The sequence below is a fragment of the Kluyvera sp. Awk 3 genome, from assembly GCF_028069715.1.
Taxonomy (GTDB): Bacteria; Pseudomonadota; Gammaproteobacteria; order Enterobacterales; family Enterobacteriaceae; genus Kluyvera; species Kluyvera georgiana_A.
Genome location: NZ_JANEWH010000159.1, coordinates 1 through 9523, shown reverse-complemented (window position 1 = coordinate 9523; position 9523 = coordinate 1). Strand labels below are relative to the sequence as shown.

The window sequence follows — 9523 nt, the reverse complement described above, 5'->3', positions numbered from 1 at the left end:
ATTATGACAAGTCTATATATTGCACTGTCACTCAGGCGTAAGCCGCCGTGACGTTGGCTTCATTTTCGGAAATGAAATTAGCGGGAGAGAAATAAAATGACCACGGTACTCTGAAATGTAAAAAACGGCGGTAAAGCATGTCGCCAGCCTGAGATAGCCCGCAATCCAGAACGAAATGCGGCTATCCAGGCTGGCTGGCGGCGATCAGAAGCCCAGGCTATCGAGCAGATCGTCCACCTGATCCTGGCTGGCGACGACGCCCGCTTTGGAGGTATCGACCTGCGGCCCGTTGAGCAGGCTGTCATTTTCACGTTTTGGCCGCGATCCCTGATCCGGAATATTCTCCAGAAGCACCATCAGCAGCTGACGTTCAATCTCCTGAATCACATCCATCATGCGCTTGATAACCTGACCGGTAAGGTCCTGGAAATCCTGCGCCATCATGATTTCAAGCAGCTGCGCATTGGTGAAACTGGTATGCCCCGGCACGTCGCCAAGGTATTTACGCGTATCGCTCACCAGTTCGCGGGCATCGGCCAGCTCGATCGGATTTTCAAACCACGCATCCCAGCGTTGTGTCAGCGCTTTCGCGCCTTTTTCCATTTCATCCTGATGTGGCTGAGAGGCTTCAACACTGTTGAGCGCACGCTCAGCGGCCTGCGCGGTCATTTGCACCACGTAGTCGAGACGGTCGCGCGCATCGGGAATCGCCTCCGCCGCTTCTGCAATGGCTTGATCCAACCCCAGTTCGCGCAGGCTATCGCGCAGCATGCGGGTCAGATTGCCGATGCGGCTAATAATGTCCGCAGCGGAGTGTTCATCGCCGGGCTTAATAGAAGAATGCATCATGACTGTCACCTCACATGCCCAGTTTCTCGAAGATTTTATTCAGCTTCTCTTCCAGCGTCGCGGCGGTGAACGGTTTCACCACGTATCCGCTGGCGCCGGCCTGCGCAGCAGCAATGATGTTCTCTTTCTTCGCTTCCGCGGTCACCATTAATACCGGCATGGCCGCCATCGCGCCGTCAGCGCGGATGGTTTTCAGCAGTTCCAGACCGTCCATGTTTGGCATGTTCCAGTCAGAAATCACGAAGCCAAACCCGCCTGCCTGCAATTTGTTTAACGCGTCAACGCCGTCTTCCGCTTCTTCAACGTTGTTAAATCCCAGTTCCTTTAACAGGTTGCGTACGATGCGACGCATGGTGGAAAAGTCATCCACAACCAAAAACTTAAGCTCTTTATCCGCCATAAAATAATTCTCCTGATCAAATACGTATTGCCTGTCCGGCACTGATTTTCGCCAGCATCTGCTGGCTTACCTGGCTAAGATCGACCACTTCGCTGACGCCACCGGTATTGATGGCCTCGCGCGGCATGCCGAACACCACACAACTGGCTTCATTCTGCGCGATGGTCCAGGCACCGGCCTGGTACATCGCGTGCATCCCGGCCGCACCGTCGTTGCCCATGCCGGTGAGGATCACCCCCACGGCATTGCGCCCCGCGTGCTTCGCGACCGAATGAAACAGCACATCAACCGACGGGCGATGGCGATTAACCGGCGGCCCGTCGTGAATCTTGATTTGATAGTTCGCGCCGCTACGCGCCAGCTCCATATGCTTGTCGCCTGGCGCGATGTAGGCATGGCCCGGCAGCACACGCTCGCCGTCTTCCGCCTCTTTCACCGTAATCTGGCACAGCTTGTTGAGGCGCTCGGCAAACGAACGGGTAAAGCCCGGCGGCATATGCTGGGTTATCAGCAGCGCAGGGCTGGAGAGCGGCAGCGGCTGCAGCACGTGGCGAATCGCCTCCGTGCCGCCGGTAGAGGCGCCGATAGCAATCAGCTTCTCAGAGCTGAGCAGCGGGCCGGCTTTTAGCGTCACCGGCGCGGCTAATGGCTTGTGGGCGCTAATGCGCGCGCGGGAGGCGGCGCGCACTTTATCGGCAATGGTTTCGCTGTAGGCCAGCATCCCTTCACGAATGCCCAGTTGCGGCTTGGTGACAAAGTCCACCGCACCCAGCTCCAGCGCGCGCAACGTCACCTCTGACCCTTTGCCGGTCAGCGAGGAGACCATCACCACCGGCATCGGCCGCAGGCGCATCAGCTTCTCGAGAAAATCGAGGCCGTCCATGCGCGGCATTTCCACGTCCAGCGTCAGCACATCTGGATTGAATTTTTTAATCAGGTCGCGAGCCACCAGCGGATCCGGCGCAGTCGCCACCATCTCCATGTCGTCGTGGCTATTAATAATCTCCGTCATGATCTGGCGCATCAGCGCCGAATCATCTACCGACAAGACTCTGATTTTACTCATGCTCTTCCCTTACTTAGCGCATAGACCGTCTGGCCGCGCAGGCTGAACTCACGGGCAAGATGGCTAAAGTTTTCCGAATGCCCGGCAAACAGCAGCCCGTCGGGTTTCAGCAGGGGCACAAAGCGCTTGAGGATCTCCTGCTGTGTGGTTTTATCGAAATAGATCATTACGTTACGGCAAAAGATAGCGTCAAATGGCCCGGGAACGTTGTAGTGCGCATTCAGCAGGTTCAGCGTGGTGAAATCCACATAGTTCGCCAGCTCGTTACGCACCCGCACCAGCCCCTCGTGCGGGCCGGTTCCGCGCATGAAATAGCGCTGCAACTGCTGCTGGGAGAGCGTTTTCAACTCTTCCATGCGATAAATGCCGTTTTGCGCCTTTTCCAGTACTTCGGTGTCAATATCGCTGGCAAACACCTTCCAGCGACCCGGCGCGGTGCCCAGGGTATCGGCCAGGGTAATGGCGATGGAATACGGCTCTTCCCCCGTCGACGCCGCGGCGCTCCAGACCCGGTACTCACCCTGCCGGCGCGCAGCATGCTCCGCCAGCGTCGGAAAATGGTGCGCCTCACGGAAGAACGCCGTCAGGTTGGTGGTCAGCGAATTGATAAACGCCTGCCACTCCGCGCTGTCGCCGTTGGCCTCCAGTTGGCTGAGATAATGGCCAAAATCATCCAGATTCAACGCCCGCAGGCGCCGAACCAGTCGGTTGTAAACCATGTCACGTTTGTGATCTGCCAGCACGATTCCGGCGCGCTGGTAGATCAGTTGGCAGATCCGACGAAACTGCGCGTCGGTGAGCGTCAGGCGCTGCGTCAGCTGGCTCAGTAATTGCGATTGCCCATTTGGCAGAGATACAGTCATAGCGCCTTCTTACATCACATCATTCAGGAAACAGCAGGTACTGCGGCCAGCGAGACGTTTTCACGCCCGGCGGCCACCTTCACTTCTTCGAGTTCAAACACAGAGACCACAGAGGTTAAGCGATCGGCCTGGCCTGCCAACTGTTCAGTGGCGGCCGCCCCTTCTTCCACCAGCGCGGCGTTCTGTTGCGTCACCTGGTCCATCTGGCTGACGGCCAGCGCGACCTGTTCAATGCCCCGGCGCTGCTCATCAGAGGCGGAGGCGATTTCCCCCATGATGTCGTTCACCCGGGTAACCGACTGGACAATCTCGCTCATGGTGCTGGCGGAGGTTTCGACCAGCGCCGATCCTTCCTGTACGCGGGCCACCGACTCTTCGATCAGCACTTTGATCTCTTTTGCCGCCTGGGCGCTGCGGCTGGCGAGGTTACGCACTTCACCGGCCACTACCGCAAACCCGCGCCCCTGCTCGCCCGCACGCGCTGCTTCCACGGCGGCGTTCAGCGCCAGAATATTGGTCTGGAAGGCAATGCCGTCGATGACGCTGATAATGTCGCTGATTTTCTTCGAACTGGTGGCGATATTCTGCATCGTCTGCGCCACGTGGTTGGCCTGTTCGCCCCCACGTTTAGCGGTGTCCGCCGCGCCGTGGGCAAGGTTAGAAGCCTGACGCGCGTTGTCGGCGTTCTGACTGACGGTTGCGGTTAACTGTTCCATGCTCGCCGCGGTTTGCGCCAGCGACGCCGCCTGCTGTTCCGTACGGGAAGAAAGGTCGTTGTTGCCAGCGGCAATTTCCGAAATCCCGGTGTGCATCGCAAAACTGCCCTGGCGCACTTCGCCTACCGTTTTACGCAGAGATTGCTGCATCGACTTCAGCCCAGCGAAAATGGCGCTGATTTCATTTTTACCGTACACCGCAATTGGCCGCGCCAGATTGCCTTTGGCAATGCTGTCGAAATGGCTGCTGATAATGGCCAGCGGTTTGACCACCATATGGCGCACCCACCACAATGCCACGAGGGTAATCGCCACGGAGATAATCACCATCGCGATAAACATCATCGTGGAACGCGCATAGTCGCTCTGGCTTTCGCTTTTCGCCGCCGCCACATAGTGCTCAATATTCTTGCGCCAGCTTTCATAGTTGGCATCGAACTGGTCCTGCGTTTTCTGCACGGGCGCCGCGACATACTCAGAAAGCTGATTGTTCTCCAGCCAGGCGACCTGATGCGCCAGCATCTCGTGCCAGGTGGTAAAACTTTTCGCCGTCTGTTCTTGCAGCGCCTTATCGCTCTCGCTCATCAGTTGCAGCGCCATAAAGCCCTGAAACAGCGCCTCGCCTTGCGAAAGGTTCTGCTTCACATCGTCAACCATGGCCCGTACTTCATTGGGCGGATAGCTCAGCGCCGCCAGCGTACCGGCTTTATTGAGCATGGTGCTGGCCTGGAGCATGGCCGCTCGCGATTCCGTGAGCGTGCTTAGCTGCTGGCTGCTCTGATCCACCTGATAAATATTGTTTTGTCCGTCGCGAAACGCCCAAAAAGAGAGCCCGTTACTGCCAATCTGCAAAATGCCGCAGAGAATCAAAATCAGAAACAACGTGGTAGAGATTCGAATACGATAAAGCATCACCACACTCCTGGAGGCGGCCCTGGACCGCAGATAAAATTAGAAGGTTTCCCAGTTAGAATCAGAGGTTCGATTGGCGGCGGGCGCTTGGCGAGGTCTCGCCAGCGTTGCTGCCGGTACAGATGTCGTCGCTCTATTTCCTGAGGCGACGTTCAATCGGAATGCCGCGACGGCCTGGTTCAGGCGTTCGGCTTGTTCTTCCAGTGCGGCGGCGGCAGAGGCTGACTCTTCCACCAGCGAGGCGTTTTGTTGGGTGACGCTGTCCATCTCCGCAACGGCGATGGCAACCTGATCGATCCCACGGCTCTGTTCGTCAGAAGCCGAGGCGATTTCCCCCATAATGTCAGTGACGCGGGTCACGGCATTGACGATATCGGTCATCGTTTCCCCCGCGGTTTCAACCTGCACGGAGCCGGTTTCAACGCGCGCCACGGAGTCTTCAATCAGCGCTTTAATCTCTTTCGCCGCCTGAGCGCTGCGGCTTGCCAGGTTACGCACTTCGCCGGCCACCACCGCGAACCCACGCCCCTGTTCCCCGGCGCGTGCGGCTTCCACGGCGGCGTTCAGCGCCAGAATGTTGGTCTGGAAAGCAATGCCATCAATAACGCCGGTAATATCGGAAATTTTCTGCGAGCTGGCGGCAATCTCGTGCATGGTATTCACCACGCCATTCACCACGCTGCCGCCATGTTGCGCGGTGTCGGATGCGCGCTGCGCCAGCTGTGACGCCTGACGTGCGTTTTCGGCATTCTGCTTCACCGTGGCAGTCAGTTGCTCCATGCTGGCCGCCGTCTCTTCCAGCGACGCCGACTGCTGCTCGGTACGCGCGGAAAGGTCGTTATTGCCGGCGGCGATTTCGCTGGTGCCGTGATAGATAGCCTCTGCCCCTTCACGTACATGAGTGACGGTATCAATCAGCGCGCTTTGCATATGGGTAACCGTATCGGCCAGTTCGGTAATTTCGTTTCGCCCGCGCAGCGTCAGGCGTTGAGTTAAATCACCGGCGGCAATCTGGCGAATGTGCGCCATCACGGAGGCCAGCGGCTTAAGCAGAATCGCGCGGATGCCAAACCAGGCACCGACCACCACGATCACCAGCACCACCGCCAGAATCGCCAGCTGCCAGCGGGCAATCTGGTAGTCGCTGCTGCTGGTGGTAAAGGCGCGCTGATAAAGCGCTTCACTTTGCGTGGCGTATTGATTCATCGCCTCGCCCATGGCGTTCTGCATGCCTTGCGTCGGTTGGGCAAAATAGGCGTCCATATTGCCGCCTTCCAGGAACCCCACCAGCTCCTGTAACGCCGCGGAATAGTTTTGATAGGTCTTCGTCACCTGGGCGCTGGCGTCATTCATCGCCGGCTGCGAGGGAAGTTCGCTAAAGCGCGCAAAGTGTTCTGCCGCCTGGGTTAGCGTGGTGCGTGCATTTTTCAGCAATTCCGTTTTGGCGCTGCTTTGCTGGTTAGCGGTGTCCATCATCATCCGCGCCGAAGAGCGGCTAAGGTTGATGCGGGTTTGCAGCAGCAGATCCCACGCTTTGGTGAGTTCGGCTTGTTGCGTACGAAGCGTGTTAGATTGCGCAAAACTCTGTTGGTTTTGATGCAGCGAGGAGAACAAAAAGCCCCCGGAGACCAACTGCAAAAGTGCGAAGACGACCAGCACCAACATCAGCAGCGTGACAACGCGGATACGGTTTAACATACAGCACCTTCTCAATAACGTGTTATTCGCTGTTATCGGCATCCCAAAAAGAAACTTTATGTGCACGCAGGGTAAAAATCGTGAGCGTTCTCAGGCAGCAAAACGACGGTGCGTGTGACCCACTGAATCACAACGCTTTTTATAAAATATAAAAAAAAGTTGTAAATCCCCTCACTTTCATACAATTTATGTGGTGAATAAATTGATGGTATTTAATAACTAAAAAATCATTTTCTTCATCGCAGGGCTTTTTCGTAATCTGACGGGGTATTTTTGTGGCAAACGCAAATAAGCTCACGATTTTTATCGTGATTTTCATGCTGGCGGGGATTCTCACCGGCGCAATGATCCATTCCTATGCATCAGCAACCACCATCGAAGTATGGTCTGGTAACATCACTCTTCTCACCGATATATTCCTCCGGCTAATCAAAATGGTCATCGCGCCGTTGGTGTTCAGCACCTTAACGGTCGGGATCATGAAGCTGGGTGAAACCTCGACGATTGGCCGCGTTGGCGGTAAAGCGATGGTGTGGTTTATCAGCTCTTCGGTACTGTCGATTCTGGTGGGCCTGTTTATCGTCACCCTGCAACAGCCGGGGGCGGGTCTGAATCTGACCGTACCAAAAGATGCGGTTGATACCGGTCTGGCGGTCAGTGGCATGAGCCTGAAGGGCTTCCTTTCACATACCATCCCGACCAGCATCGTCGGCGCAATGGCAAATAACGAAATTCTGCAGATTGTGGTCTTCTCGATGTTCTTCGGCATCGGCGGGGCTTCGCTGGGACAGAAATTCAACGCGCCGTTAGTGGCCGCGCTGGATGTGGTCTCGCATATCATGCTGAAAGTCACCGGCTACGTGATGTACGTTGCGCCGCTGGCTATTTTTGCCGCCATCTCCTCGGTTATCGCCACCGAAGGGCTGGGGATCCTGCTGAACTACGCTTCATTTATTGGCGGCTACTACGTGGCAATTCTGTTGACCTGCTGCGTGCTGGTGGCCATTGGCTATATGGTGCTGAAGAAAGAAGTCTTCCGCCTGCTCAGCATGCTCAAAGACCCGGTGCTGGTGGCGTTTACCACCAGCAGCTCCGAAGCGGCCTATCCGAAAACCCTTGAACAGCTGACCCAATTTGGCTGCTCGCGCAACATCGTCTCCTTCGTGTTGCCGATTGGTTACTCCTTTAATCTGGTGGGTTCGATGGTGTACTGCTCTTTTGCATCCATGTTTATTGCACAGGCCTACAATATCCATCTTGGCTTCTCTGAGATTGCGGTCCTGATGCTGACGCTGATGCTGGCATCCAAAGGGATTGCCGGGGTGCCGCGTTCAGCGCTGGTGGTGCTGGCAGCGACCATTCCGAGCTTTAATATTCCGGTTGCGGGTATCCTGCTGCTGATGGGCATTGACCACTTCCTCGATATGGGCCGTTCGGCGATTAACGTTCTGGGTAACGGCGTCGCGACGGCGATGCTGTCGCAGAACGAGGGCGAGCTGGCGCAGGAAGCTCCCGAAGTCGTACAGCAGAATATGTAAACGACAGGGCGACATAAAAGAAAAGCCAGACCTCCGGGTCTGGCTAAATAGGAAATAAACCTGCCATTATCGCCGCGAAGCACTCCCCCTCCCCACAGCGACATCAACACAATAGTAACAAGAGCAAATGAAAAGTACGGCCCCCACCCCACTGGCATAAGATGGGGGTTTACAGCATTTAGATAAAGATACGCAGGCCTACCGCAGCCAGGTGATCGGAGACGTTATAAGAATCATCGGTATTCCCGCTGGCTTTCTCATAGCCGTATTCGATATAGGTGACGGCGTTTTTACCTAACCAGTAGTCAGTACCCAGCGTGGTGGACTGGAAGTGCTGTCCGTCCATCGCATCGCCGCCTTCGGTCCAGTCAAAGTTAGCGTAAACGCTCCACTCCGGCGTAATTTTGAACTGAGAAGCATATTCCAGTCCCAGGATAGTTTCCTGATCGTCGGTGGCGTTGCTGGTGCCGCTGACCGCCGCGTGAACATCGTCAACTTTGTTGATGTAGTAAGTCGCCTGCGCGGCGTTATACCAGGTGAAGCCGTCAAAATTGGCGGTGTACTTGGCGTTTAAGCCCATTGAGTAGGTGTTACCATCGTATGACGGGCCGGTGACGTTGGTGACCGGTACAGTACCCATTGGGTTACCATTCTGGTCGTAATAGGTCATATTGGTCGTCGTTGTCCCCTGGTTAACCGTATAATTGTTGTACGCTGCCGCACCGGAAACAGAGAAGCCATTGTCAAAGCGATACTGCGCCGCCAGCGCCGCGCCGCCGTGAACGGTGGCAGAACCGTCATGGTAAGCATCGTGCATATCCGGGCCGTCGCCATAACCGCTACCGAAGCCAATTTTATCTACATCATCATTACCCTGGCCCATTACGCCGACGGTAAATTCTTTGGTGTTGTAGTAATAGATAGCCGCTGAGTTAATAATATCCGTCGACATCCCGGCGGTATCGTGTTTGGCCTTACCGCCGTAAGCATAAGTGGTATCAATACCCAGCCCCCAGTCTGTTGGCGCATACTGTTTACCAAATGTGATTACACCATATTCATCATTGCCCAGCCCGGCGTACGCCTGACGGGTATAGACATCATTGCCCTGATCGTCAGTGGCGGAATCCAGACCGTGAATACCGGTTTCGTAATAACCGACCGCATAATAACCTTTGTCATTAATTTTCTGCCGTAATGCGACGCCCAGACGCGAGTCATTATTCTGAATATTATGTTCTACGCTATGCGCGGAATCGTCCTTCGCATACAAACGTACGGAACCCATAATGGAGACCGCCGTATCATCGCTTTCATAGACCATTTCCCCTTTGGTTTGCGTCGCCGTATACGCCGGAGAGGCAAAGTCGCCGCTGCTTGCCAGAGCACAAGCTGGTGCACCTACCGCCGCAGTAATAGCCAGAGCGATAATAGAGGGTTTAATCATTACTTTTTTTACGCGCATAGAAATCCCTTAACCT

At 55.7% G+C, this 9523-nt stretch carries 8 protein-coding genes; 1 reads left to right on the top strand and 7 read right to left on the bottom strand.

All coding sequences use genetic code 11. The features are described 5' to 3' along the window. Nucleotides 1-204: 204 nt before the first annotated feature. The 6 genes from cheZ to tar are packed head-to-tail and all read right to left on the bottom strand — an operon-like array spanning nucleotide 205 to nucleotide 6504. Nucleotides 205-849 carry a protein phosphatase CheZ gene (gene cheZ, locus NNN71_RS21695; protein WP_163449515.1) on the bottom strand — a complete coding sequence of 215 codons (645 nt, stop codon included), beginning with the start codon at nucleotides 847-849 and terminating at the stop codon, nucleotides 205-207. 10 nt (nucleotides 850-859) lie between these two features. Beyond that, the gene (gene cheY, locus NNN71_RS21690; protein ID WP_024552273.1) at nucleotides 860-1249 is read right to left on the bottom strand and encodes a chemotaxis response regulator CheY; all 390 of its coding nucleotides are present in this window, start codon (nucleotides 1247-1249) and stop codon (nucleotides 860-862) included. A gap of 16 nt (nucleotides 1250-1265) precedes the next feature. Further along, nucleotides 1266-2315: a protein-glutamate methylesterase/protein-glutamine glutaminase gene (locus NNN71_RS21685; RefSeq protein WP_064544649.1), complete on the bottom strand. Its 1050-nt coding sequence runs from the start codon at nucleotides 2313-2315 to the stop codon at nucleotides 1266-1268. After that, nucleotides 2312-3178: a protein-glutamate O-methyltransferase CheR gene (cheR, locus tag NNN71_RS21680; protein WP_163449516.1), complete on the bottom strand. Its 867-nt coding sequence runs from the start codon at nucleotides 3176-3178 to the stop codon at nucleotides 2312-2314. Before cheR ends, NNN71_RS21685 begins: the two co-directional genes overlap by 4 nt. Before the next feature lie 23 nt (nucleotides 3179-3201). Beyond that, a complete protein-coding gene (locus NNN71_RS21675) occupies nucleotides 3202-4806 on the bottom strand; it encodes a methyl-accepting chemotaxis protein (protein ID WP_163449517.1) in 1605 nt (534 codons plus the stop codon). A 39-nt stretch (nucleotides 4807-4845) separates the two neighbouring features. Beyond that, on the bottom strand, nucleotides 4846-6504 hold the full coding sequence (tar, locus tag NNN71_RS21670; protein ID WP_167575554.1) for a methyl-accepting chemotaxis protein II: 1659 nt from the start codon (nucleotides 6502-6504) through the stop codon (nucleotides 4846-4848). 275 nt (nucleotides 6505-6779) lie between these two features. Here tar and NNN71_RS21665 point away from each other — a divergent pair, with 275 nt between their 5' ends. Beyond that, on the top strand, nucleotides 6780-8042 hold the full coding sequence (locus NNN71_RS21665; protein ID WP_163449519.1) for a dicarboxylate/amino acid:cation symporter: 1263 nt from the start codon (nucleotides 6780-6782) through the stop codon (nucleotides 8040-8042). Between the two features lie 178 nt (nucleotides 8043-8220). Here NNN71_RS21665 and NNN71_RS21660 read toward each other — a convergent pair whose 3' ends face one another. Then, nucleotides 8221-9507 (bottom strand): porin, encoded by a 1287-nt coding sequence (locus NNN71_RS21660; RefSeq protein ID WP_271459313.1) that lies wholly within the window; start codon nucleotides 9505-9507, stop codon nucleotides 8221-8223. Nucleotides 9508-9523: the final 16 nt, after the last annotated feature.

What these genes read in the sequence shown, in the direction of transcription:
- cheZ (WP_163449515.1), bottom strand. Translation starts at nt 849, where the DNA reads ATGATGCATTCTTCTATTAAGCCCGGCGATGAACACTCCGCTGCGGAC.
- NNN71_RS21685 (WP_064544649.1), bottom strand. Translation starts at nt 2,315, where the DNA reads ATGAGTAAAATCAGAGTCTTGTCGGTAGATGATTCGGCGCTGATGCGC.
- tar (WP_167575554.1), bottom strand. Translation starts at nt 6,504, where the DNA reads ATGTTAAACCGTATCCGCGTTGTCACGCTGCTGATGTTGGTGCTGGTC.
- NNN71_RS21675 (WP_163449517.1), bottom strand. Translation starts at nt 4,806, where the DNA reads ATGCTTTATCGTATTCGAATCTCTACCACGTTGTTTCTGATTTTGATT.
- cheR (WP_163449516.1), bottom strand. Translation starts at nt 3,178, where the DNA reads ATGACTGTATCTCTGCCAAATGGGCAATCGCAATTACTGAGCCAGCTG.
- NNN71_RS21660 (WP_271459313.1), bottom strand. Translation starts at nt 9,507, where the DNA reads ATGCGCGTAAAAAAAGTAATGATTAAACCCTCTATTATCGCTCTGGCT.
- cheY (WP_024552273.1), bottom strand. Translation starts at nt 1,249, where the DNA reads ATGGCGGATAAAGAGCTTAAGTTTTTGGTTGTGGATGACTTTTCCACC.